Genomic DNA, 24,369 nt, shown 5'->3' on the forward strand with positions numbered 1-24,369 from the left:
AAAATTCAGCTTAAAGTACTGGTCTCAATTTACTCGCTTGATAGGTTTGGAACAATTTTTATGAGTCTTCCCATTCGGAACGTTGCCATTATTGCCCACGTCGATCACGGCAAAACTACCCTCGTCGATGCGCTGCTCAAGCAGTCCGGCACGTTCCGCGAAGGCGAAGAGGTTCCCGATTGCGTGATGGACTCCAACGACATCGAGCGCGAGCGCGGCATCACCATTCTGTCTAAGAATACAGCAGTGCGCTACAAAGACACCCTCGTCAACATTGTAGACACCCCCGGTCACGCAGACTTCGGCGGCGAAGTGGAGCGGGTTTTGGGCATGGTGGATGGCTGTCTGCTGATTGTGGACGCCAACGAAGGCCCCATGCCTCAGACACGTTTTGTGCTCAAAAAAGCACTGGAGAAGGGGTTGCGACCCATTGTATTTGTCAACAAAATCGATCGTCCTCGGGCAGACCCCCACATTGCAGTGGATAAAGTTTTGGATCTATTCCTCGAACTGGGTGCAGACGACGATCAGTGCGATTTCCCTTACCTGTTTGGCTCGGGGTTGGGCGGATTTGCGAAAGACAAACTCGAAGACGAGAACGTGGACATGATGCCGCTGTTTGAAGCTTTGCTCAACCACGTTCCGCCCCCTGCGGGCGACGCCAACCGTCCCCTTCAGATTCAGGTCACAACCCTGGATTATTCTGAATATCTCGGTCGCATCATTATTGGCAAAATCCATAATGGCACGATTAAAGCTGGACAACAGGCTGCTCTGATGAAGGAAGATGGCTCCATTGTGAAGGGCAAAATTTCTAAGCTCTTGGGCTTTGACGGCCTCAAACGGGTCGAGCTAGAGTCTTGTACCGCCGGAAACTTAGTGGCGGTGGCTGGATTTGCCGATGCCAATATTGGCGAAACGATTACAGACCCCAATGACCCCACGGCGCTGCCGATGATTAAGGTGGATGAACCCACGTTGCAGATGACGTTCTGCGTCAATGATTCTCCCTTTGCGGGACAAGAGGGTAAGTTTGTCACCTCCCGTCAACTGCGCGATCGCCTCATGCGCGAGCTCGAAACCAACGTAGCATTGCGGGTTGAAGAAACCGACTCACCGGATCGCTTTGCGGTATCCGGTCGAGGCGAGCTGCACTTGGGCATCTTGATTGAAAATATGCGCCGAGAAGGCTACGAGTTCCAGGTATCTCAGCCTCAGGTGATTTATCGCGAAGTGGCGGGTCAACCCTGCGAACCGTTTGAATATCTAGTGCTAGACGTGCCGGAAGAAGGCGTGGGCGGCTGTATCGAGCGCCTCGGCCAACGCAAGGGCGAAATGCAGGATATGCAAGTGGGGATTCACGGGCGATCGCAGCTTGAATTCGTCATCCCAGCTCGTGGGCTGATCGGCTTCCGGGGCGAGTTTATGCGCCTGACGCGGGGTGCGGGCATCATGAACCACAGCTTCTTGGAATATCGTCCGCTGGCAGGGGATATCAATGCCCGTCGCAATGGCGTATTGATTTCCTTTGAAGAAGGCGTGGTGACGTTCTACTCCCTCAAAAATGCGGAAGATCGCGGCCTCTTCTTTATCGAACCTGGCACCAAGGTGTATCGCGGCATGATCGTCGGGGAAAACAACCGCCCTCAAGATCTGGAGCTGAACCTATGTAAAGCCAAGCAGCTCACCAACCACCGCAGCGCCACGGGCGACGAACTCGTGCAGCTTCAGTCTCCGATGGAAATGAACCTAGAGCGGGCGCTGGAGTACATCAGCTCGGATGAGCTGGTAGAAGTCACGCCGGAATCCATTCGTCTGCGCAAGATGGCGAATAAAAAGCTAGCCAAACGCTAAGTTAGTTACGCGATTAAAATCCCCTGCTCAACCTATGGATTGGACAGGGGATTTTCATATTCTTAGATTCAGAAATGCAGACAGCGTTTTCCGCTATGGCCCAGCCTGCTAAACGACGGGACGAAATTCGGCAATAATTTCGCTCAAAATTTCTTGCGCGCCCTGGTCTTTGAGTTTGTGCGCCAACTGGATTCCCAAATCCTCCGCCGTTGTAGCAGCACCCGTTACGACATCCTTGATCAGCCGCTTCCCATCTAGGCTCGCCACCATGCCCGTCAAGGTAAGCCGATCGCCCTCAATCGCGGTATTGACCCCGATGGGCACCTGGCACCCGCCCTCCAGTTCCCTTAGAAAAGATCGCTCGGCTAGGCAGCGCTGCGCCGTGGGCTGATGCTCGATTTTTTTGAGTAGCTCTAAAATTTCAGGATCGTTAGAACGGCACTCAATCCCCAACGCCCCTTGCCCTACGGCATGGAGAGAAATCTCCGAAGGGATGACCTGATGAATGCGATCGCCGAATCCCAGCCGATGGAGACCCGCATAGGCCAAAATCAGCGCGTCGTACTCGCCGTTGTCCAACTTTTGGAGCCGCGTATTCAGGTTGCCGCGCACGTCCTTGAACTCCAGGTGCGGAAAATGGTGCCGGAGCTGGGCCAATCGCCGCAGCGAAGAAGTGCCCACCACCGTCCCAGGCGGCAGCGTATCGATTTGGTAGTCCTTGCACTTAGGATGAACCACCAACGCATCCGCCGGATCTTCTCGCTCCGTAATGGCCCCCAGCATCAGTCCCTCGGGGAGATGGGTGGGCAGATCCTTGAGGGAGTGGACCGCAAAATCCGTATCCTGGCGCAGCATGGATAGCTCCAGCTCCTTGGTAAACAAGCCCTTATCGCCAATTTTGGCCAACGCCACATCCAAAATATTGTCGCCTTGGGTGGACATCGTCACCACTTCAAAGGTGCGATCGGGATAAAGGCGTTGAAATTCTCCCTGAACCCAATGGGTTTGGACCAGCGCCAACTGGCTTTTGCGAGAGGCAAGACGAATGGTGCGAGGAGCAGCAGCTACAGAGGGCATGGCAACAAAGGCGAATAAAACAAAAGCAGTTCTTTCAGCTTACAGAACAGAGGGGACACCCTGTAAGCGTGCATCCCTCGGAACGAAATATTTATTGACGTTTTGGCAGCGCCCTTAGGGATTGACCTGCACCCCGCGCCAGAAGGCAATATAACCCTCGATATTTTTGGCGGCGTCCTTCGGTTGGGGATAGTACCAAGCCGCATCGGCGTTGACTTTGCCGTCTACCGCAATGCTGTAGTAGCTGGCGACGCCTTTCCACGGACAAGTGGTGTGGGTCGAGCTGGGCTGGAAATATTCCTTGTGGATGGCATCTGGGGGAAAGTAGTAGTTGCCTTCGACGATTTCGCAGCGATCGCTCTCGGCTAGGACGGTATCGTGCCAAATTGCTTGAGTCATAAGGTTACACGCGCTCTTTTTTTAAAATGTTCGGGTTTGAATTCTAAGATGAAGATTTTTGCCTGTGATGGGGAATGCTTTGTCTATCCGATAACACCTTCTAGAATTGCGACAGGCTACCTTTAGCATAGACTGCAACGTTCTAGTGTGGGATTGATTTTAATCTAGGCTTCTCTTCAGAGTTTGCCTAGATTCTCATTTTAACCATCGGATTTCAATCTACCGACTTTCAATGAGTTCGATCTAAATTTATGGCTCGCCGCCGTCGCCGACAACCCGCTCTGAACTCCGAATCCCAGCCAAATACGCAAATGGCCCGAAAAGATGCGGCCAACGCGCTCGTGGTTTGGATTTTTCTAGAAGGCTTAAGTCTCTTTCTTTTACCGACCTTTACGCTGATTCAAGGCGATAATCGGCTACCCGTTTGGCTTACCATCACCATTCCGTTGGGTATTGTTGGCGCGATACTCATTGGGGTGAGTTCTTGGGCCGTCGATCGGGTACAGTACAAAATCGATCGGCAGGCTGCCAACAAAGGTTTATACGTCAGCTTGGCTCAGGGCATCGGCCTGTTGGGCGTCATGGGGGTTGGATTTCCCATGGTGGTTGTGGGTCTAGAGCTTTTATTTTCGATGCTGCGCGGGGGTAAGTGATTCCTTCGATGTTCGTCCGATCGCAAAATCGCCAAAGATTTAGAACTGCGGCTTCTTCGTTCCCGAAATAGCCTGAAGATAGGGCTGCGGATCTTGGGCAACCCAACCGATTTGCGATCGATAGCGCAGCTCGAATCGAAGTGCTGAAGCAGGGGTATTGCCGACTGCGGCAATGACCTGACCGCGCCGTACGGCTTGGCCTACTTTGACATTAAGCGTGCCGAGGTAACCATAACGCGTTTGGCGACCTCGCGCGTGATTGACCACGATCAGGTTCCCCCAAGGTTTCTGGACCCCGACAAAAGCAACGGTGCCGTCGGCAACGGCATAAACTGGCGTATCGGCAGCCGCCGCCAAATCGACACCGCTGGCAAAGACAACGGCCTTATTGGGGCCGGTGGGTTGCCATCCGTACGCTCGTTTCAGGGCAGCAGGCAACGGCAGCGGGTAGCGGTCTCGGCGCAGGAAGGGATCGAGTTCGGCCTTTGGCGGGACTGCAATCTGACCTGCTGCCATTGGCTTCCCAGTTACAGGCGACCAGTTTGCACCGGGTACGAATACAGTCTTCGGGGCATTTTGACAGCCATTCACCTCAAACAAAACATCGGGTTTCACGCCATAGCTTTTGGCAGCGGATTGGATAGTCTGACCCGGCGCGAGCGAGACGACAATGCCGTTGTAGGGAGGAATCGTCAAAACTTGACCCGGAGCGACCTGACCGTTTCGCACCGCAGGGTTCATGCCCATGAGGGTCGCGCTCACCAGACCGTAACGCGCCGCAATTTGAGTGAGAGTCTCGCGGGGTCGTACCTTATGCTGGCGCAAACGCTCTAAAGCGGGACGGGTGGGGCAATCTACGGGGGGAGCGGCTACAACTGCGCTGCTTTGCAGGACGTCTAGGGCTAAGACTGCAAGACAACTTCCTGCAATCAGTTCTCTGTATCTCCGCGTAATGCTCAAACGCTGCTCTGCACTAGAATTTAGAGAGGGATGGCAAGTTATCATGAGCACCCTAGAACGATACATTTTTCTATTGTGCCAAACCGCTATCATAAGAAGTCCGAGACCCCTGTGCTTTCAACCTGTGCCTTCAGTTTTAATTTGAATTCAACCGAAGGGACGGCGACAACGCTAGTCAAAATGAGGCCCCCCTCAGGAACATTGCCTTTGCGTCGCTGCACTGAATCCGCGTAACCCCTACTCAGCCAGTTAAATCGAGATACACAATGATGGATGGACAACATCGGGCCTTTCGTCCCCTACTCCGGCCCTTATTTCGGCCCTTATTTCGGCCCTTATTTTGGATCGGTGCGGCGATCGCATTAGCTGGGGTGCAAAGCGGCTGTAGGGAGGCCAATATTTCATCGCCCCCCAATCCCGTCACAGAAACCTCGCCCTCCTCAGCCGTTAAATCTTCTACGGCGGGGATGGCTTTACCGCCCAACTTCGTGGTTCAGGTGGTGGAAAAAGTGGGTCCTGCGGTGGTCCGCATCAACGCCAGCCGGACCGTTCGGAACCCAGAGGCAGAATCGCCTTGGGGTCGCTTGTTCGAGACGCCCCAGCAAGATGGCAATTCGGAGCGCGTGGATCGGGGGACCGGATCGGGCTTTATTTTCGATGAAAAAGGGTTGGTGATGACCAACGCCCATGTCGTCGATAAGGCCGATCTCGTGACGGTGCTGCTTAAAGACGGTCGTCAGTTTAAGGGGAAGGTGTTGGGAGAAGATCCCCTCACGGATGTGGCCGTCATTAAAATCGAAGCGTCGAATTTACCTGCCATCGGCCTTGGAGATTCCAAAGATCTGCTGCCGGGGGAATGGGCGATCGCCATTGGAAATCCCCTGGGTCTCGACAATAGCGTTACGGTTGGCATCATCAGCGCCACGGGTCGTTCCGGATCTGACATCGGCATTTCCGATCGGCGCGTGCGCTTCATCCAAACCGATGCTGCCATTAACCCCGGCAATTCCGGCGGACCGCTCCTCAATGCGATGGGGCAAGTGATTGGGGTCAATACGGCCATTATTCAGGGCGCTCAGGGACTGGGATTTGCGATTCCCATCGACTCCGCCCAGCTCATCGCCCAGCAGTTGGTCGCCAATGGCAAAGCCGAGCACGCTTACCTGGGCGTGCAGATGATAGACCTGACGCCAGAACTGCGCGATCGCCTCAACCAAGAAGAACAATTGAAAATCGATGCTGAAAAGGGCGTTTTGGTGGTCAAAGTGGTGCCCAATTCTCCGGCAGCAGCAGGCGGTATCCGCTCGGGCGACGTCGTGCAAGCAATCGACGATCGGCCCACCCGCACCACCGATGACGTGCAGCAGGCCGTCGAAGCAGCCCGACCGGGCGGCATAATTTCCGTCAAAGTAAAACAGCGAGGAGAGGCGCGCAACCTGCGAATTACTCTGGGCAAACTAGAGCCTGAAGTACTGGTACGCGATCGCCCCTAATCGCCCGCAGTAGAAATCCAGAACGGGGGAAACGTCCCCATCGGATGTTAAGATTTTGCAGCATTTGAGGCAACGTCTTGTCTCATTCATCTCAATGGTTCCACTACAGGTTTTTCGCCATGAATGCGACCGAAAATCGACCCATGCAGCAGACCTCTTTGGTCTTGCCAATTGTCGGCATTGTGTTAGTTTTAACTGTCGTGTATGACTTCACCGTCCGGCTGTTCACCCTTCAGTGGGATAAACCGGACGTCCAGTTGAACTTTCTCAACGAGCTGATCGATCGAGGGGTGATTGCCTTGCTCGGCCTCGCGCTCGTTTACGCAGGATTTTGGCTCAACAGCGCCCTGAGTAAACCCGCGTCGAATTCTGCCGATCCAGCCGCCTCACCTTGGCGCAGCTCTCAATTTTGGACCTTCGTGTTTTCCAGCTTGCTCGGGTTGATCTTCTTGCTGCTCGTTCCGTTCCACTTCAGTACCTCCGGCCAGATTTTAAGTGCCGCCAGCACCCGCGCCGACCAACAAGAGGCCCAAATTAAGTTTCAGATTCAACAACAGCAGCAAGAGGTCCAGTCCGTACTGGCTGGCGGTCAGATCGATCAGATTTTGCAGCAGAAAGGTCTGCCTGCGGATAGGGTTGCGATTTTGCAAGAGCTGAAAAAAGATCCTCAAGCCTTTGACAAGAAGGCGGCCCAGCAATTAGAGGAAATGAAAAAACAGAAGCAGCAAGCCCTCGATCAAGTCAGCAAAGAAGTTTCCCTCAACCGCTGGCGGGCAGAAGTTCGGAGTTTGCTTCTGGCCTTGGGATTTGTGGCAATTGGCTGGACGGGACTGCGAGACGCTCGTTAAAAGATTAAATCTTTACTGCATTTACCCATTTTTATTTTAAAATTGTGCGCACAAAATCGATAAAGTGTCGTATAAAAGACCCTAGTAAGGTTTAATGGCGATACGCACCTCGACTTTCTACCTTTACTTTTGGTGCCTTTGCTTGCTGGCTTCCTTGAAATAACTGCCCCAACTGGATTCCCCTATGAAAACAGTTAGCTATATTGCTTTTGCTGCCACCCTCTTGACCGGATTGAATGCTAACGTCCATGCGGCAACCTTAAAGGTTTTGGCTGCTGGGACAGAAATGCACGAACGTCCGCTCATCCCCCTCGAAAAAAGCTTAATTCCATCCCATCGCTTTGTCAGACCCAGCAGCACGACTGCGATCGATCCGAGCGCTGGAGATTATCATTCCATGGCCAATGCCATCGTGCGCGGACTGCTGGTGGCAAACCGCACTGGAGAAATTGCCTACGCGGCTCCCCTCAGCTACAAGGTGCAAGATGTGGTGCGCAACCTGCGGCGCGGGAGAGCCTTAAATAAGGCAAGCCGCTATTCTGGCGTGTCCTCTAGAGTTGTCAGCCGTCTCCTGCAGTTGGGGCACGGATCGCTGCGCATGTAAGGTCGGTAAAGAACAGTAGCAGTATCCTGAGATGAGAGCCGGAGAAGAGAATGGGCTTAAAGCGGATCGGGATGGGGAGTGTTGGTTTGGCCGTTGCTTTACTGGCCAACCCGCAAGGAAGTTATGCTCGCGATTCTTTGCCAGCAGGTCAGACGGCGATCGCCTGCGATGTGTTAGTGGCGGGTGGGGGCTTGGCAGGCGTTGCCACTGCCTATGAGGCACTCCATGCGGGAAAGACGGTCTGTTTGACGGAACTGACCGATTGGGTTGGAGGGCAGATTTCCTCCCAAGGGACTTCCGCACTGGATGAGACGGTGGTGCAGCGATCGCAGTCGATTTTCCCCAAAGGATACTTAGAATTTCGCAACGCTATCTTGGCTCGCATTCCCCAAGAGACCCCAGGAAATTGCTGGGTGAGCGCGGTTTGTTTTCTGCCCAAAATGGGCAATGAGATCCTGCGAGAAATGCTGGAGCGGGCCGAGAAACAAGGGAAAGGAAAGCTGTTGTTTTTCCCGAATACCGTTGTCAAGTCACTTGAAGTCAGCCCCCAAACGAAAGGAGCTAAAATTTCGAAGGTACGGGCCATTCAGCACCGGACCCAGCCCAATACCCCGCCGCTCAACTCAGAATTTTTGTCCCAAAGTTGGGATGATTTTTATACGGAAACCGATTCTCCTCGTTTTGCTAAAACGATCCTAGAGTTTACAGCACCGCCTTCAGGGCAGTGGATCGTGGTAGAAGCAACTGAAACGGGCGAGCTTTTAGCTTTAGCTGACTTGCCCTATCGAGTTGGAATCGACCCGCTTACCTATCGAGAACCTTCTAGCTCTAGTAAGACAGCCTATCCCTACTGCACTCAGGCATTTACCTACACGTTTGCGATGGAATCGACGGCGCAGCCAGAGCCTGCCACACCTCCGCCTTTTTACAAGCAATACGAACCTTTCTATAGCTACGATGCCGATCGCTACGCCAAAAATCCGGCATTGGTGTTTACCTATCGCCGCATCCTCAGCACTGACCGTCAGTTTAAAAAGTCCACTGCAATTTACCCCGGCGATATTTCCATGCAGAACTGGGGCGGCGGCAACGATTACGGCCCCGGCAATCCAGTCGATAATCTGATTTACACTCGCCAGCAGTTGTTAGATCTAGGTCAGCTTGCCCCCAATGGCTGGAAGGGCGGTCTGCGGACCAGCAGCCTCAGAGGCGGAGAGGAATTGGCCCAGGGCTATTTTTACTGGCTGGTTGCAGGCACGACCGACTCGAAGCTCGGTCCTGAAGCCAAAAAGCCGTGGCCTAACTTGCGCTATCTCAAGGGGTTCGACTCGCCGATGGGAACCGCTCACGGCCTTTCAAAATTCCCTTACATGCGCGAAGGTCGCCGCCTAATTGGGCGCGATAGCTACGCCTATGCGAGCGGATTTACAATTAACGAAACGGATGTGTCCGCCAAAGATTTCCGCCAACCTTACTACCGCGATACGCTTCCCGATCGGGCCTACCGCGATCTCATCACGTCCTTAGCCGGACTCAATACCATTGACGTCATTACCGATAAAATCTCCCTGGAGGAAGTAAAACTGCGATCGCGCGCTCGACTGTACCCAGACAGCGTGGGCATCGGCCATTACCCCATCGACTTCCACCCTTGCATGGCCGAAGCCCCCCCCGAAAAACCAGGCAATACAGAGCGGGCTGGCGAACGTCAAGGTGCGCATACGACCCATCCCTATCAAATTCCCCTGCGGGCGATGATTCCTCCTCGCATCGATAACTTGCTCGTGGCCGGAAAAAGTATTGCCACGAGCCACATCGGCGCGGCCACTTATCGCGTGCATAGTTTTGAGTGGTCCTCTGGGGCCGCTGCGGGCACCACGGCAGCCTTTGCTTTAGCGCAAAATATTCTGCCCTACCAACTCGTCGAAAATGTCCCTCGGACCAATCTCCTCCTAGAGTCCCTCCAAAAGAAACTCAACGAGAACGGAAACCCTACCGCTTTCCCAGGCGTATCGATTTTTAACCAACAATAAATTACGTTTTGCAAAACAGAGGCGATCGCCAGCCCGACAACCCTTGGAAAGCCGCCCCTGCGTCAGGATAAGTCGCGCCGAGGTCGGTCAGAGCAACATCCCGGAACATCTGAACCGACCGTGGGGTCATAGGGCCATTCAGCAAACTATCTGGATCGCTCCAAATGACAGACTCGTACTTTTGTTTAATGAGGAGATGTGAGCAATGGTTTCCAAACAACTTATTTTTGCCCTGTGCTGTTCTGCGGGCGTCGCTCTGCCCCTAGCAGTCACAGCTCAACTGCCCAAAACTCCCGCTGTACCTGGAGGAGCAACGACGCCCTCCGTACCGGGTGAGATGAAGCCCTCTATGCCCGGCAGCGTGCCTGGTACCAAGGCACAAGATTTGACAGTGCCAGGGACCGGGGGAGGATCTACACCCGCTCCAACGGAGACACCGACTCCCGCTCCAACGGAGACACCGACTCCCGCTCCAACGGAGACACCGACTCCCACTCCCACACCGACCGAAACACCTGCTCCAAGCGCAACGGAGACACCAACTCCCACTCCCACACCGTCCCCTACGGAAACACCTACTCCAAGCACAACGGAGACGCCCAAACCGAGCGTTGCACCCGCTTCGACTACGCCAAAGAAACCAGGCAAGTCTACGACGGTAAAAGTCAATGTCAATACTTCGACCCTGCAACAACTCACCAAAGTAAAGGGAATTGGAACCGCAACGGCGAAGAAAATTGTTGCCAATCGACCCTACGCGACGATGGAAGACTTAGTGACTAAAAAAGCCCTCACGCAAAAGCAGTTGCTTGAGCTAAAGCCTCAACTCGAACTGTAATTTCTAAAAACCTGAGGAGCGGTCTCAAATCCTTTTTGGAGCGATAAACCGCCGCTGTCAGACCGCCCTGTGTTTCCATAGGGCGGTTTTTAGGCGAGAATCTAACCAACCTTGCCACCTCAGCTCTTGCCGCCCACAAACGGGGTGCCCCAGTGTCGCCAATTTTCTTTATTAAACGGCGATCGCCATTTATCGATCAGCGATCGCTCCATCCGCTGGCGGGGCCGCGTTGCGGTGGGGGCGTGGGTCCAGAAGCCGATACTGACGCTAACGGGCAGGCCGTGGATGCGATGGGCTGCAATATAGTTGCGGATGTAGCGCTTGCAGTCATGCGCCCCTTTCCAACGCTGGTTGGCCTTGCAGGTTTCGCCAACGTAAAGCAGCAGCGATGCCTCGCGGTCGATCGCAAAATAAAGGGCGGCCAATCCGGGTTCGTTCGCAGGCCAGCGCCAGAATTCGATGTTTTGCGATCGCAATTGAAAGGGATCGAGGGCGTCTGCGTCGCTCTTTACACCGTGCCCGTCGAACAACGTACCTTGAGCGGGCTTGGAGAGCGGAACGACCTGCTGCTGATACCGCACGATACGCTGCTTCCAAGCTTGGACGGTGTGGGCGCTCATTTCTAATAGCGGCGAAGCATTGAGGCTCGAGTGCCGGATTTGCCTCAGCTCTAGATCCGAAAAAAGTGATGGCTGTTCGAGCAACGGTCGAGTCCTGAACGACGGTTTGACCCAAATACTATATCGCTTGTCGAGAAAAATAGGGCTGGCTCATACCCATTCTCTAAAGTTGGGCTGTAATACCAAATCTATTTGTCATGGCTACACATCAAGATCCCCCTAAATCCCCCTTAAAAAGGGGGACTATGAGTAGATTCCCCCCTTTTTAAGGGGGGTTAGGGGGGATCAGATGTGTAGCGTGATTTTGCAAAATTGGGATAAACCCTCCTCCACCTTCCCCATCTCCAAAGAATCACGTTGCAGTTTTAGCAACCGTCGATCGATCCAGCCCTTGTTAAGGCAGGGTAAGAGAATAGAGCGCGCCATCAGAAGGATTTGATTTTACCGTCTCGCACGATCGACGAAGGTCTTGCGCTGAGGTCTGCCTACAGACTATTAATGAGGGTGCGTTGTATGCAATGACACCATGGATTCTTCTGTCGATGCGATCGCCGTCAACCCTCTTTCCGACAAGAGTCGGTGGGGGGAACCTGTGGCTCAACTCAGCGACGATCGGCTCGACAACATCAAAACGCAGCTCGACCTCGTGCTACTTGCTCTAGAGGCGATCGCGGGCCTCGGATCTGAGGCGATGCTTCAGGCGGCGGCAGAGCTTGGCGTCCAGGACATGGTAGGCGATCGCGTGGCTCTCTGGCGGCTGCGGCAGTCTAACCCCATCCGACGGGGGACGGGCGGGCGCAAAAAGCTGGATATCGAAGAAGCGCGATCGCTGGTGCTGATCGGCTGTCACCTTGCTAGCAACCATCACGAGACGATCCGCCGGGCCGTGTGCCTGCTGGAAGACCTCGCCGAACAAAACCGCCCGCCCCACCAAGCGGCACTATTGGGAGATTACCTCGATCGATTTACAAACCTCTACCAAGAACGCATGGACGACGACCGACGCACCCCAGCAGCCTTGACCGATCTCGGGTTAAAACTGTTAATAGACCTGCTGTTTTATAGCGCGCCCCAAGGCGTTCGCCGCCTTTGGATGGCCCTTTTGGACCGAACCCAAACCGCGTCTAAACCCTAATCCGTCTCAAGCTGCAATGACATAAACTGCGGATAACCGCCACCCCCGCCTCTCAAAATTCCCCGACGATCGCTCTGACAATGAAGCCCCATGCCCGTCCTCAGCCCAACCCTTTCAAAGCTATACACGCCGCCCACCTGCACCCTTGAAGTGACGGCAAAAGCGTCGCCCCTGTCGCGCTGGACTCGCACGCCAGTCGTTAAATCACTTCAGTTTTTGTTGAGCTTCGACAGCCTGGCGCAGCGCAGCCGCGAACCCGTCGAAATTCAGGGCGATCGAACGCAACTATCGGCCTTAACCGAAACCGTCACCCAATACGTTCAGACCGTTTTAGCCAGCCGATCGACGGATTTACCCCTCGCGTCTCCCTCGGACGAACCCCTTGCTTTACCCGGACTATCCGCATCCGCCGCCCCTCATGCCCTCTCCTTGCGCCCGCGCAGCCTGCTGACCCATGAGTTGCAACTCGGCGACTTGGCGACAGCGGAGTCTGGCCCCAGCGTGCTCCTGAAAGCATCCCAGCTCTACGATTTAGCGACAGCCCTCGAAGACTGCACGGCGGACCTCCAACACCTGCCAGCACCGATCGCCGCAGAACGACCTTCGGTTCTCCCGTTGCTGAGAAGCGCTGCGATCGTGCTGGTCACGGTGGGTCTAGGAACGGCGACTTGGAAGTTATTCCAGACCGGGCCCGTTGCCGTTCGTCCGTCTTCCCCCGCATCCACCACTGCAATGGCTCCGACGACGGTACCTTCCCCCGCCGCACCCGCTCCCCTCCCCTCCGTCTCCTCTAAACCCCTCAACCTTCCCTCCATTCAGCTCCCCACGCGTTCCGCGAATCCTTTGGGCGCTCGACGCCCAGACAATGAAACTTCAGATCGCGCGGAGCCTCCCGCACCCAGGCGATCGCCCGCGCCATTGGATGCGGGAGCCAAAACGCTGCCGCCGCAGGGTGCGACCAGTTTGCCTTCTATCGAGCTTCAGCAGTCTGAACCCAACGCTGCTGGAGGTCAAGAGAATTCCCTTTCAAGTACCAATATGGCGCGCTCGAAAGCGCCGTCCCAGTTGTTTGAGTCTGCGCCCATCCCCGCACCCAAAACAGCCACTCGGGAAACTTTATTCGACGCGATCCCGCAGGTGGCTGAAGTCCGGGATTATGTGGCATCTCGATGGCAACCTTCACCGCCACCGCCAAAAACGCTGGAATATCGCGTGACGCTCAATGGGGACGGTTCGCTGGGGGCGGTCGAACCGCTCGGCACAGCAGCACAACAGTATCTCGATCGGGTGCCGCTGCCGAAGGATGCTTCGGCGTTTGTCTCTCCGGTGGCAGCGGGGACTCGCCCTAGTATTCGGCTGCTGTTGCGTCAGGATGGAACGGTGCAGACTTTTCTGGATGAGAGGGGGCAGTAAGTGTTGGATTTGAGAATGCGATTTCTTTAGGGGGAGATGCGGGGTGCTTTGAGGGAATCCAACTGGTGCGTGCGAGGTAGGGACGAGTGGACTGGTTGAGTTTGGGAAGTTGGGGGAACAATGCCTGAGGTTTCTATGCAGGCGATCGCCCCGTCGGTGCAGACTGCTCTGGCCCATCGGCTGAGTGTAGCCCCGATGATGGATCGCACGGATCGTCATTTCCGCTATTTCATGCGGCAAATCACGCGGCGGACGTTGCTCTATACCGAAATGGTGACGAGTGCGGCAATTCTACACGGCGATCGCCCTCGTCTGTTGGGGTTCTCTCTAGAAGAAAAACCCCTCGCGCTTCAGGTGGGAGGGGACGAACCGAAGGCATTGGCATTGTGCGCCCAAATTGCCGCAGATATGGGCTACGACGAAATTAATCTGAATGTGGGCTGCCCCAGCGATCGCGTCCAGAGCGGCAACTTTGGGGCTTGTCTGATGGCCCAGCCGGAGCGCGTGGCCGATTGCGTAGCAGCGATGCGTCAGGCTGCGTCTATTCCCGTCACGGTCAAGCATCGCATTGGAATTGACAATCGCGATGCCTACGAAGATATGGCGCAATTCGTGCAGGTGGTGGCGGCAGCGGGGTGCGATCGCTTTTCGGTTCACGCCCGCAAGGCATGGCTGCAAGGCTTAAGTCCCAAAGAGAACCGTAACATCCCGCCCTTGCGCTACGTCGAGGTTTATCGGCTCAAGCAAGACTTTCCGCACTTGAACGTTGAAATCAATGGCGGTATCCAGACCCTAACCCAAGCGCAAGACCACCTGCACCACGTCGATGCGGTCATGATCGGACGGGCGACCTACGACGATCCTTTCTTGTTTGCAATGGCAGATCGGATAATTTATGGAGAAGAGGCCGAAGTCCTGAAGCCCGAAGCTATTGTGGACGCGATGTTGCCCTATATTGCGCGATGGACGGAACAGGGCCTAAAATTGCACAAGATTTCGCGGCACATGCTCCAGCTTTTTGCAGGGCAACCAGGAAGTCGCCAGTGGAAGCGGTATTTGACGGAGCGATCGTCTGAAGTAGGGGCTGGCGTAGAGGTGGTTCAGTTGGCGCTCTCTCAAGTGCTAGCGGTGCAAGCTCGTGGGATGGAAACACTACGACCTCGTTAAAATTAAGCAATCGCAGGGATTCAAACAACAGCAAATTGAGATGTAGTTCAAAACCAGCGCTGCTTTATTGGGTTGCAGACCGACTTTGATAAGCTTGCAGCAAAGCCCGATCGCACTCGATATCCAGCAGCCGCTTTTGAGCCAGCGCTTGGCGCACCTCAGGCGGGAGTGCCGCCATCGCTTCCGCACGGCAAAGGGGTTTGCGAGACTCATTGACCTGGTGATTCAGGACATCGGCAATGACAATGACGCGATCGCCCAAGTCCACTTCTTGCACGATCTGGCACTCCGCCCATCCGCAGGTTTCGGGCAAAATCGGAATGCCATCGGCAGTCGTTTCACATAAAATGCCCTCGAATTTATTGACCTCGCGGGTCGATCGCAGCCCAAATAAAGGCAGCCAATCCTGCTGTCCTTCCGCCAACAAATTGACGATAAAACGCTGGCTGTTCCGGATCAGCCCAAACGTAAAATTTTGCGGCGAAATCGTAGCAACCACGCGCAAATGTTCTGGCACGAGGGCACCTAACGTCACCCAAGTTGTAATTTGTCCGCTCGTCTGCCCTGCATGAGCTGCCGTGATCGCATATAGCTCGGGATTGGCAAAATTAAAAATTGAGCTGCTCATAGGGGAATATCGTTACTTCAACTGAAATCCTGACACTCCAGACTCAAATCATCTCCCGCAGACGGCAAAGCCAACACAGAACTCACTCAGGTCTTGTCTAAAACCTTTGAGGTGCCAAAATCTGCCATTACGATTAAATTGGGGCTTACCGCTCGTCAAAAGCAGGTTGAAATTAACCGAGAGAACCCTTGACCCCATTGACTATCTTAAACCGAATCCTAAACGGCCTAGTGGTAGGCGGACTTTTCCTAAGTCTGGTCGCATTTTCCGCAACATCTCTCGCACCTGCATCGCCCTACACCTACAAAAGACCCAGCTTTGACGGCACCGGAAAAGTTTACATGGGCCGAGAAATTGCCCAGGTGATGGGCTATCAGGGTTCCCAATGGCTCGAACGCAAAGATCGCGCCCAGGAAGAACAGCCGCAAACCTTAGTAGAAGCATTGGCACTTAACCCTACGGATGCGATCGCCGATATTGGGGCAGGCACGGGCTACATCAGCTTCAAAATTGCAGCCAAAGTTCCCCAAGGTCGGGTTTTGGCCGTGGACGTGCAGCCAGAGATGATTCAGATGCTGGGCGATCGCATTTCCCAATCCGGCCAGACCAACGTAACGCCCATCCTCGGCACCGAACGAGACCCGAAACTATCTCCCAACAGCATCGACCTCGCTATCTTTGTGGATGCCTATCACGAACTCGCCTATCCCCGTGAAGTCATGACCGCCGTCGCCCAGTCCCTCAAGCCCGAGGGCAGGATCGCCCTCGTTGAATACCGCGCCGAAGATCCCTTCGTGTTTATTAAGCCGCTTCACAAGATGACCCAGGCTCAAGTGCGTCAGGAAATGGCAGCCGTGGGACTGCAATGGCAAGAAACAAAGTCTGTTTTGCCCCAGCAGCATCTAATGCTATTTGCGCGCCCCCAACCAGGCACGGTTACGGGCAAGTGAAAAGCCAGACTGCATAGAGGCGATCGCCAGTTTTTCTTTCTACAGAGAAAAATATCATTCGCAGCGCATGTACCCATAAAAGAAACTAATTTTTGGACAACAGGATACCTTTATCTGCAGCGAGAGTCATACACAGTTTCAGAATGCTGTCTACAAATGTAGGATTTTATTCAAGAAAATTTATATAAATACTTAAAATACATCGCTAATTTAACTTTTCTAACGCTCCGCCCTAACTTCGAGATTCAGCGACAGCTCGACACTTACAATATTCTTAAAGTTTTTCCAATAAAACCTTTGCACTAGACTATCCACTATTCAAAGGAGCATTTAGAAATAATGACTGAATCTACCTATAAGCAGGTTGTTCAACCCTACAATGGCGATCCCTTTGTGGGACATCTCGCCACCCCTATTTCAGCCTCTGATTTTACAAAAACGTTCATTGGCAACCTTCCAGCCTATCGGCCCGGTTTGTCTCCCCTTCTGCGCGGCTTAGAAATTGGGATGGCCCACGGCTATTTTCTAATTGGCCCTTGGTATAAGTTTGGTCCCTTGCGAGATTCAGAGGTTGCAGCCTTAGGGTCTCTTATATCTGTTGTTGCACTGCTGATGATTGCAACCATGTGCCTGTCCGCTTACGGCATTGTATCTTTCCAAGGCGGACGTGCAGCAGTAGGAACAGGAGATGCTGCCATGAATACTTCTGAAGGATGGAGCCTATTTACCGGAGGGTTTTTCTTTGGCGGAATGGGTGGTGCTGCAGTTGCGTACTTCCTACTCGCAAACTTTAATGTTGTTGATGGTATTATGCGCGGTGTTTTTAATAACTAAGACTCGTTAACTTCATAATGGCTGTTCTGCGCAAAACCATACTCTTATTCAAATTGGAGAACTTACCATGACTGGCGATTACGCAGCTTCATTCTTGCCTTGGATTTTGATTCCAGTTGTGACATGGCTTTTGCCTGTTGTCGTAATGGGTCTTCTCTTTATTCACATTGAAAGTGACGCCTAATCATTAAGATTATTGACTACAGCAATTAGCCAAGTCAATTAATACAATTAAAAACCTTCAGAACTGGAATAATTATTCCGTTTCTGGAGGTTTTTGAGTTTAAACCCACATTCCGCTGTTTAGAGAGTGTTGAACCGACCACAGCGAATCCGTTGAGCCTCAATCTTTTGAGCTACCGGAATTATGGTTGCTGTGACCCGATAGCTCATGCGCTTAGGGATATCTGCTTTACTGGGTTTTCCGGCTTTGTCATAGTGACGCTTTTCTGTCGTCTGAAGGTCGTGGAGTTGATGCCAGGTCATCGTCTTAGACAAGGTCAGTTCGCTGCTTTGCAGGTTTTTCCGGGTCGATCTTGTCTCGACCGTAGATTCTCCCCTAAATGAGATGAAGTTGGTAAACTAAAAACACTCATCGGTGACAGAGGCGCTGCTCTCGTTAGAGCCGGACGTTCTTCAGCTCCGATATTGCAAATGCTGCAGCAGGTGGTTTGACGGATGATAAACGTCGAACGCATCAAAATCAACTTTTAGTTTGAGTTAAAAAACAGCCTCTAGATGAGGCGTTTTCAAGACGGGTTTAGAGGATTAGAGTATGTCTGTCGAAATTTTGGCCAAGCCTTCAACTGTGCGCAAGTTGGCACCGCGCTATAAAGTACTGCTTCACAACGATGACTTTAACTCAATGGAGTATGTGGTTGGCATCCTCCTCAAAACCATTCCGAATTTGACGGAGCCGCAAGCCCTCAACGTCATGATGGAGGCCCACAACCATGGATTGGCCTTGGTCATTGTCTGCGCGCTAGAACATGCCGAATTTTACTGCGAAACCCTTCAAACCCACGGACTGCTCAGCACGATCGAGCCGGACGAATAGGCGTCAAGGCTTGCGTCTCAATCGCGCCATAAAAAAGCCGTCCATTGGGCATTGGTGGGGCCAAATTTCGATCCATCCTGCCTCGGTCTGAAAATCGGCAAAAATGGGATTTGAAAGAGTGACCTCCAGTTCCCATTGAGGGTGCCGCTCTAAAAAATGCGCGATCGCCCCTTGATTCTCCAAGGGATGGAGCGTACAAGTCGCGTAGACAAGAGTGCCGTTGGGCTTGAGGTGCTGGGCAGCAGCATCCAACAACTGCCCTTGGAGTTCGGAGAGTTCCTTCACCGATTCGGGGGTCTGTCGCCAACGGGCATCGGCGTGGCGATTCAGCGTCCCCAGGCCGGAACAGGGCGCGTCGATCAGAATGCAGTCAGCCAGCGGAACCTCCGAAGTCAGACCGCGACCGTCGCCTTCCCAAAGGTGGACGGTATCGATTTGCAGGCGCTGCAGGTTTTGCTGGAGGCGCTTGAGCCGAGATGCCGCGCGATCGCAGGCCCACACCATCCCCTGTCCCCGCATTAACTCGACCAGATGGGTGGTTTTACCGCCCGGCGCGGCACACAGATCGATGATGGTAGCCCCTGGTTCCGGATCGACCAAATGTCCGACCAATTGGGCGCTGGCTTCCTGAACGGTCCACCAACCTTCGCTGTAGCCAGGGAGTTGGTGGATCGGGCCGGGATTGCCGACGATTCTCAGGGTTTGCGGTAAAGGAGGGAGCGGCGTCGCGATCGCGCCGCCAGCCGCAAAGGCAGCCAGAACCGTCTCGCGATCGGTCTTGAGCGGATTAATTCTAAGGTCAATGCTAGGCGGTTTATTGAGGGTGAGGCAGAGTTGTTCGGCCCCGTCTACCCCCACGCTATCCACCCAGCTTTGGACGATCCAGTCGGGATAGCTATGCAAAATACCCAGGCGTTCGACGGGTTCGGGCGGTAAAGTCAGGGGATCTCGAACCTCCCTCAATCGTAAATACTGGCGCAGCAAGCCATTTGCAAAGCCCGACAGTCCTCCCATGCGGTTCTGCTTGAGCAAATCGACGGTGGTGTTGACCGCAGCCGAGGGTGGGATCTGTTCGAGATAGCGGAGCTGGTACAGTCCCAGGTGTAGGACAGTTCGGACATCGGGAGGTTGACTCCGGGCGGGTTTGCGACCGAGTCGATCGAGGAGGGCATCCAGCGATCGCATTCGCCGCACGCACCCGTACACCAATTCCGTCAGGAGGCGACGGTCTGCATCGCCGAGTTCGTGGCGATTTAAGGTGCGATCTAAGGCAACATCCGCAAAGGCTCCTTTATGGACGGTCTTGAGGGTAATAAAGGCAAGCTGTCGGGGATCGCTAGACACAAAAGACCTTGAGTATTGACTGAATTTTGCGTTGGCCAGTTTGGACCGGCGCCTGTTCTCCATTAAACTGATGGAACAGAACCGAACCGTCTTTAGAACGCGAGGATTGCAAGACAGTGCAGCCCATTGCCTTACATAGCAAGATTGTAGGTGTTCCGGCGCAAGTTGGCGCGAGCAAGGGGGGTATGTATGCCTTCATGATTGGCACTCAGAGGGTTACGAGCAGTGGGCGAGCCTTCGAGCGTCCGGTTGTTTTTGTGGGAACCAAACCCGATCGAATCCCCAATGCCGACCAGTGGATTGCGATCCCGCAGCTGATCCGATTTTCGCAACCCGGTTCGTGGACCTTCGATGAAGCGGCGATCGTCCAGGTCATGAACGGTCGATTGACAGATGTACTCAGCCCATCGGATGGAACGGGAGACTGAGTCTGTTTTCCGGGATGGAAGAAGATCCCGTCGCGCAACCTGGCTCGGGCGTCTGGAAATGATTTAAGAAAATCCCAAGTTGCTCCGGTATTGGGCTTTCCACGCAAACAAATCGTCAATCGATACAAATTCAGTTAAAATTCCGCTTTCCGACCCGCGGGAAACCAAGCTGGGATCGGTTGTGAATACAGCGCTTTCAAAACGATCGATTGGAATATTCCAGTTCTCGCTGAGAAAGGCTTTCAGTCTGCCCACTTGCTCTATGACATCCTTGCGCTTTTTAGTACGGCGGCGCTGGGCCGTGGTCCCGTGGGCGGCAAGATCGATATATTTGGTTTCAATTAAAAATAGCGTCTGCTGGGTCGTCAGATAGACAAAGTCGCATTTGCCCAGGTCTGTGCGGTTGCCCAAATCTGGAGACTTTTCGAACAAAAGAAGGCGATCGCAGGTCGGCAGATACTGCGCGATATTGAGGTACACGAAGGACTGAAGGAGCAGCTCCTTGTCATAGGGAAAACCGACCACACCCTCAAAAAAACGGCGTACATCCTCCGGGCGCTCCGGCTGAATCGTCTGGCAGGCATGAATAAATCGATCGAGAGATGCCTGTACTTCAAAAGATTCCATTGCGGCGCTTATATCAAACGCTTACAGTGTAAAGGCTACCCTCAGAAAATCGCGATTGAGATGTCATCGTTCGCCTACGCTACGGGCTGACACCAACGCGCTATCGAAAAATTGGGGCACCCTTCCCCATCTGGCTCCAAAGCACTACATCAATTATTGTTTCAAGCGCATCAATGGCTTTGCAATTGAGCGTTAGGCTTAGGTCAATGTAGGCTCCCCATCGTTGCCCTACAGAACCTTCGTGTAAATCGCTCAAGGGAGTTTAAGGTATGAAATTGGCGTATTGGATGTATGCTGGGCCAGCACACATTGGCACACTCCGCATTGCCAGCTCATTCAAAAATGTCCACGGCATTATGCACGCCCCTCTTGGGGATGACTACTTCAACGTAATGCGCTCCATGTTGACGCGAGAACGCGACTTTACTCCCGTCACCACCAGCGTGGTGGATCGGCACGTCTTGGCGCGCGGATCTCAAGAGAAGGTTGTCGATAATATTACCCGCAAAGATGCAGAAGAGAACCCCGATCTGATCGTGCTCACGCCCACCTGCACCTCCAGCATTCTGCAAGAAGACCTCCATAACTTCGTCGAACGCGCTGCTGAAACGGCTCAAGGCGACGTCCTTTTGGCAGACATCAACCATTATCGCTATAACGAGCTTCAGGCCGCCGATCGCACCCTCGACCAAATCGTCCAGTTTTACATTGAAAAAGCGCGCAAAGACGGCACGTTACCCCAAGGCAAAACGGCCAAGCCTTCCGTCAATATCTTGGGCATGACCACCCTAGGCTTCCACAACAACCACGACGCCACCGAACTTAAGCGGCTCATGGCAGACTTGGGCGTTGAAGTGAATGAGATTATCCCGGAAGGCGCGTCGGTGCATAACTTGAAACGCCTCCCGCAAGCGTGGTTCAACCTCGTGCCCTACCGCGAAATTGGGGTGGCTGCGGCCCATTACCTCGAAAAAGAATTTGGGACGCCCTGTGTCGATATCACGCCAATGGGCATTGTCGAAACGGCTCGCTGCATCCGGGCCATCCAAAAAGTACTGAACGCCCAGGGTGCAGAGGTCGATTACGAACCCTATATCGACGAGCAAACCCGCTTTGTCTCCCAAGCTGCCTGGTTCTCGCGTTCCATCGACTGCCAAAATCTGACGGGTAAAAAAGCGGTTGTCTTTGGCGACAATACCCACGCTGCGGCCATGACCAAGATTTTGGCCCGCGAGATGGGCATTCATGTCGTCATGGCAGGCACCTATTGCAAGTACGATGCCGACTGGTTTAGAGAGCAGGTCAGCGAATACTGCGACGAAGTGCTGATTACCGACGACAATGCTGAAATTGGCGACAAAATTGCGAAACACGAGCCATCGGCCATCTTTGGCACCCAAATGGAGCGTCATGTTGGAAAACGGCTCGATATCCCCTGCGGTGTCATTGCAGCGCCCATCCACATTCAAAACTTTCCCGTTGGCTACCGCCCGTACCTAGGCTACGAAGGCGCCAATCAGGTCGTGGATTTGGTTTACAACTCCTTTACCTTAGGCATGGAAGATCACCTCCTCGAAATCTTTGGCGGTCACGACACCAAGGAAGTCATCACAAAAACCATGTCTGCCGAGACGGATCTGGGATGGACACCGGACGGGCAGGCAGAGCTGAACAAAATTCCGGGGTTTGTGCGCGGTAAGGTGAAGCGCAATACTGAAAAGTTTGCCCGCGATCGCGGTTTTGCCGAAATCAATGCCGAAGTCCTCTATGCGGCAAAAGAAGCCGTGGGCGCTTAGCAAACAATATTGTCTTGCTCAAAAAGGGGTGGCCATCTAGAGCCACTCCTTTTTTACGGGCATTCATTGTTCGAGTGCGACCCGCGCACATTGTAGGAATGCGCGCGCAATCCGAGACTATCCCGAAGCTGCAGACTGGACGAATAGCGGCAATTGCTGCTTTGATAGGAGGATGATATCTAATCGCAAAACGCTGCGGCGATAGCCGAGCAGAAGGTCTGAAAGCTAGCTTTGCGTCCGAGTATGAAAAACGTCGATCTTTCCAATTATTCGTACAAAATCTGTTGTGTGGTTTCTACAGCCATCCGTAATTGGTTACGAACAAATTCACCATCTATAAAATTCTTTTAGGACAATGCTTTCATCATTGAGTTCGTTCGCAATCTACGCGTGACGTCCATATGTAGACGATCGAGGCGATTTGCACAGGGACATCAATCTGACCGATAACAATATTAACGATAGTGTTTTAATCTTTATTATGACTGCAGTATCTTTGAATTGCAAAAGATTTCTTAAAAAGAGCATTTTATAGAAACGCGAATGGGTTTTATTATTGTTAAAGCAGCATCAAGAAATGGATCTCAATAAACCGTTACTTGTTTACACGCATGGTGCCGGAAGACTTGGAAATCAGCTATTTGCCTATGCCCATTTTGTAGCATTTCTTAAAGAGCATTCCGGCCAGTACAACTTTATTAATTTTGCTTTTACGCCCTATGCAAAGTTACTAAAATATACTTCAACACCGTTGGGCTGTACGTATCCGACAGTTCATCGGCAGCTGGCAACGCTTCAGAATCTTGTCTCGATTCTTGAGGTGCGACCTAAGACCGGAGCAACTGCTGTATTACAAGAGAAAGCGCTGGTCAACATTGCGCGATCGCTCCATGCCTATGCCGATCTGATACCTAACGCTCAATCTTTAGTCGCAAAAGATATTTATTATTGGTCCTTAATTGCGGGCCAGCGTTTGTCTTATCTAGATTTAGCGCTCCCTCAAACGGTGGATCTGCTGAGTTCTAAGTCTTTGAGCGTGCTGGCAGGATGGGGAATTCGCAGTTGGTCTTTGCTCGAAAAACATGGAGATTTCGTTCGCGAGGCACTGGCATTCCACCCTCAGTATGAAGGTGCAGCTAGTACTTTCGTAAGAGATCTGCGCCAACAATACGATTACTTAATTGGGGTCGCGATTCGTCAAGGCGATTATCGTTCGGCTGCCGATTTTAAGTGCTTTATGTTCGAAACCGATCGGTACGTAGATTGGATCCGTCAGGCGCAAAGTACGTTTTCTCACAAAGGGACCGTCGGCTTTATTGTGACGGCTGACGAGCCTCAAGATATCGATCGGTTCGCAGGGTTAAACGTACATTTTGCGACTGGAATTGCCGGAGGGTCCGGACACTTTATTGAAAGCTTAATCGAGCTGTCTCTATGCGATTTACTGATGACCTCGGGCACGACCTTTGCAGGATGGGCCGCTTTTTGGGGGAATATCCCCATTCTTCCGCTCTACGAATCCAATCAGAAAATTCGGGCTGAAGACGGGCAACACTACCTTGAGGCATTTAAGCGCTTTGATGCCATGGGCAATAAAATTTTATGAACTCA

General features: G+C 53.2%; 26 protein-coding genes and 1 pseudogene. 18 read left to right on the top strand and 9 right to left on the bottom strand.

The window, feature by feature from the left end; genetic code table 11:
• The first annotated feature begins 60 nt into the window (after window positions 1-60).
• Window positions 61-1,854, top strand: coding sequence for a translational GTPase TypA (gene typA, locus R6H26_RS16290; protein ID WP_404783768.1), 1,794 nt, complete (start codon window positions 61-63; stop codon window positions 1,852-1,854).
• A 108-nt stretch (window positions 1,855-1,962) separates the two neighbouring features.
• Here typA and hemC read toward each other — a convergent pair whose 3' ends face one another.
• Window positions 1,963-2,931, bottom strand: coding sequence for a hydroxymethylbilane synthase (hemC, locus tag R6H26_RS16295; RefSeq protein WP_404783770.1), 969 nt, complete (start codon window positions 2,929-2,931; stop codon window positions 1,963-1,965).
• 114 nt (window positions 2,932-3,045) lie between these two features.
• A complete protein-coding gene (locus tag R6H26_RS16300; RefSeq protein ID WP_404783771.1) occupies window positions 3,046-3,330 on the bottom strand; it encodes a DUF427 domain-containing protein in 285 nt (94 codons plus the stop codon).
• A 251-nt stretch (window positions 3,331-3,581) separates the two neighbouring features.
• Between R6H26_RS16300 and R6H26_RS16305 the strand changes: the two genes are divergently transcribed.
• Window positions 3,582-3,983 carry a hypothetical protein gene (locus R6H26_RS16305; RefSeq protein WP_404783772.1) on the top strand — a complete coding sequence of 134 codons (402 nt, stop codon included), beginning with the start codon at window positions 3,582-3,584 and terminating at the stop codon, window positions 3,981-3,983.
• 39 nt (window positions 3,984-4,022) lie between these two features.
• Here R6H26_RS16305 and R6H26_RS16310 read toward each other — a convergent pair whose 3' ends face one another.
• The gene (locus tag R6H26_RS16310) at window positions 4,023-4,943 is read right to left on the bottom strand and encodes a LysM peptidoglycan-binding domain-containing M23 family metallopeptidase (protein ID WP_404783773.1); all 921 of its coding nucleotides are present in this window, start codon (window positions 4,941-4,943) and stop codon (window positions 4,023-4,025) included.
• Between the two features lie 269 nt (window positions 4,944-5,212).
• Between R6H26_RS16310 and R6H26_RS16315 the strand changes: the two genes are divergently transcribed.
• From R6H26_RS16315 to R6H26_RS16330, 4 genes are all read left to right on the top strand, one after another.
• On the top strand, window positions 5,213-6,436 hold the full coding sequence (locus R6H26_RS16315; RefSeq protein WP_404791353.1) for an HhoA/HhoB/HtrA family serine endopeptidase: 1,224 nt from the start codon (window positions 5,213-5,215) through the stop codon (window positions 6,434-6,436).
• Window positions 6,437-6,555: 119 nt separating this feature from the next.
• Window positions 6,556-7,284 carry an HpsJ family protein gene (locus R6H26_RS16320; RefSeq protein WP_404783775.1) on the top strand — a complete coding sequence of 243 codons (729 nt, stop codon included), beginning with the start codon at window positions 6,556-6,558 and terminating at the stop codon, window positions 7,282-7,284.
• 184 nt (window positions 7,285-7,468) lie between these two features.
• A complete protein-coding gene (locus R6H26_RS16325; protein ID WP_404783776.1) occupies window positions 7,469-7,888 on the top strand; it encodes a hypothetical protein in 420 nt (139 codons plus the stop codon).
• A 50-nt stretch (window positions 7,889-7,938) separates the two neighbouring features.
• Window positions 7,939-9,921 carry an FAD-dependent oxidoreductase gene (locus R6H26_RS16330; protein ID WP_404783778.1) on the top strand — a complete coding sequence of 661 codons (1,983 nt, stop codon included), beginning with the start codon at window positions 7,939-7,941 and terminating at the stop codon, window positions 9,919-9,921.
• 1 nt (window position 9,922) lies between these two features.
• Here R6H26_RS16330 and R6H26_RS16335 read toward each other — a convergent pair whose 3' ends face one another.
• Window positions 9,923-10,051 carry a hypothetical protein gene (locus R6H26_RS16335; protein WP_404783780.1) on the bottom strand — a complete coding sequence of 43 codons (129 nt, stop codon included), beginning with the start codon at window positions 10,049-10,051 and terminating at the stop codon, window positions 9,923-9,925.
• 75 nt (window positions 10,052-10,126) lie between these two features.
• Here R6H26_RS16335 and R6H26_RS16340 point away from each other — a divergent pair, with 75 nt between their 5' ends.
• Window positions 10,127-10,759: a ComEA family DNA-binding protein gene (locus R6H26_RS16340; RefSeq protein ID WP_404783782.1), complete on the top strand. Its 633-nt coding sequence runs from the start codon at window positions 10,127-10,129 to the stop codon at window positions 10,757-10,759.
• Between the two features lie 119 nt (window positions 10,760-10,878).
• Here R6H26_RS16340 and R6H26_RS16345 read toward each other — a convergent pair whose 3' ends face one another.
• Window positions 10,879-11,463, bottom strand: coding sequence for a GIY-YIG nuclease family protein (locus tag R6H26_RS16345; RefSeq protein WP_404783783.1), 585 nt, complete (start codon window positions 11,461-11,463; stop codon window positions 10,879-10,881).
• Window positions 11,464-11,905: 442 nt separating this feature from the next.
• Between R6H26_RS16345 and R6H26_RS16350 the strand changes: the two genes are divergently transcribed.
• From R6H26_RS16350 to dusA, 3 genes are all read left to right on the top strand, one after another.
• On the top strand, window positions 11,906-12,514 hold the full coding sequence (locus R6H26_RS16350) for a DUF3038 domain-containing protein (protein WP_404783785.1): 609 nt from the start codon (window positions 11,906-11,908) through the stop codon (window positions 12,512-12,514).
• Between the two features lie 90 nt (window positions 12,515-12,604).
• Window positions 12,605-13,927 (top strand): DUF4335 domain-containing protein, encoded by a 1,323-nt coding sequence (locus R6H26_RS16355; protein WP_404783787.1) that lies wholly within the window; start codon window positions 12,605-12,607, stop codon window positions 13,925-13,927.
• Between the two features lie 120 nt (window positions 13,928-14,047).
• Complete coding sequence (gene dusA / locus R6H26_RS16360) at window positions 14,048-15,094, top strand: tRNA dihydrouridine(20/20a) synthase DusA (protein ID WP_404783788.1); 1,047 nt, start codon at window positions 14,048-14,050, stop codon at window positions 15,092-15,094.
• 64 nt (window positions 15,095-15,158) lie between these two features.
• Here dusA and R6H26_RS16365 read toward each other — a convergent pair whose 3' ends face one another.
• Window positions 15,159-15,722: a flavin reductase family protein gene (locus R6H26_RS16365; protein WP_404783790.1), complete on the bottom strand. Its 564-nt coding sequence runs from the start codon at window positions 15,720-15,722 to the stop codon at window positions 15,159-15,161.
• A gap of 51 nt (window positions 15,723-15,773) precedes the next feature.
• Between R6H26_RS16365 and R6H26_RS16370 the strand changes: the two are divergent.
• From R6H26_RS16370 to R6H26_RS16385, 4 genes and pseudogenes are all read left to right on the top strand, one after another.
• Window positions 15,774-15,914: pseudogene (locus R6H26_RS16370) on the top strand (DUF167 domain-containing protein); the annotation flags it as partial.
• Window positions 15,911-16,672, top strand: coding sequence for a class I SAM-dependent methyltransferase (locus R6H26_RS16375; protein ID WP_404783791.1), 762 nt, complete (start codon window positions 15,911-15,913; stop codon window positions 16,670-16,672). The pseudogene R6H26_RS16370 and the gene R6H26_RS16375, both read left to right, overlap by 4 nt.
• A 339-nt stretch (window positions 16,673-17,011) precedes the next feature.
• Window positions 17,012-17,506 carry a photosystem I reaction center protein subunit XI gene (locus tag R6H26_RS16380; protein ID WP_404783793.1) on the top strand — a complete coding sequence of 165 codons (495 nt, stop codon included), beginning with the start codon at window positions 17,012-17,014 and terminating at the stop codon, window positions 17,504-17,506.
• Between the two features lie 67 nt (window positions 17,507-17,573).
• A complete protein-coding gene (locus tag R6H26_RS16385) occupies window positions 17,574-17,690 on the top strand; it encodes a photosystem I reaction center subunit VIII (RefSeq protein WP_404783795.1) in 117 nt (38 codons plus the stop codon).
• 119 nt (window positions 17,691-17,809) lie between these two features.
• On the opposite strand, the gene R6H26_RS16390 is transcribed toward R6H26_RS16385, so the two are convergent.
• Window positions 17,810-17,992 (bottom strand): hypothetical protein, encoded by a 183-nt coding sequence (locus R6H26_RS16390; protein WP_404783796.1) that lies wholly within the window; start codon window positions 17,990-17,992, stop codon window positions 17,810-17,812.
• Between the two features lie 289 nt (window positions 17,993-18,281).
• Between R6H26_RS16390 and clpS the strand changes: the two genes are divergently transcribed.
• Window positions 18,282-18,563: an ATP-dependent Clp protease adapter ClpS gene (clpS, locus tag R6H26_RS16395; protein ID WP_404783798.1), complete on the top strand. Its 282-nt coding sequence runs from the start codon at window positions 18,282-18,284 to the stop codon at window positions 18,561-18,563.
• Window positions 18,564-18,566: 3 nt separating this feature from the next.
• Here clpS and R6H26_RS16400 read toward each other — a convergent pair whose 3' ends face one another.
• Window positions 18,567-19,907, bottom strand: a complete 1,341-nt coding sequence (locus R6H26_RS16400) for a 16S rRNA (cytosine(967)-C(5))-methyltransferase (protein WP_404783800.1) — start codon at window positions 19,905-19,907, stop codon at window positions 18,567-18,569.
• 116 nt (window positions 19,908-20,023) lie between these two features.
• Here R6H26_RS16400 and R6H26_RS16405 point away from each other — a divergent pair, with 116 nt between their 5' ends.
• Entirely contained in the window at window positions 20,024-20,335 is a 312-nt protein-coding gene (locus R6H26_RS16405) for a hypothetical protein (RefSeq protein WP_404783802.1), read from the top strand.
• 63 nt (window positions 20,336-20,398) lie between these two features.
• On the opposite strand, the gene R6H26_RS16410 is transcribed toward R6H26_RS16405, so the two are convergent.
• Window positions 20,399-20,962, bottom strand: a complete 564-nt coding sequence (locus R6H26_RS16410; RefSeq protein WP_404783803.1) for a hypothetical protein — start codon at window positions 20,960-20,962, stop codon at window positions 20,399-20,401.
• 269 nt (window positions 20,963-21,231) lie between these two features.
• Here R6H26_RS16410 and bchB point away from each other — a divergent pair, with 269 nt between their 5' ends.
• The gene (gene bchB / locus R6H26_RS16415; protein ID WP_404783804.1) at window positions 21,232-22,758 is read left to right on the top strand and encodes a ferredoxin:protochlorophyllide reductase (ATP-dependent) subunit B; all 1,527 of its coding nucleotides are present in this window, start codon (window positions 21,232-21,234) and stop codon (window positions 22,756-22,758) included.
• Window positions 22,759-23,335: 577 nt separating this feature from the next.
• Window positions 23,336-24,364, top strand: coding sequence for a hypothetical protein (locus tag R6H26_RS16420; protein ID WP_404783806.1), 1,029 nt, complete (start codon window positions 23,336-23,338; stop codon window positions 24,362-24,364).
• Window positions 24,365-24,369 lie beyond the last annotated feature (5 nt).

The organism is Altericista sp. CCNU0014, from assembly GCF_044923475.1.
GTDB lineage: Bacteria > Cyanobacteriota > Cyanobacteriia > Thermosynechococcales > Thermosynechococcaceae > JAAURS01.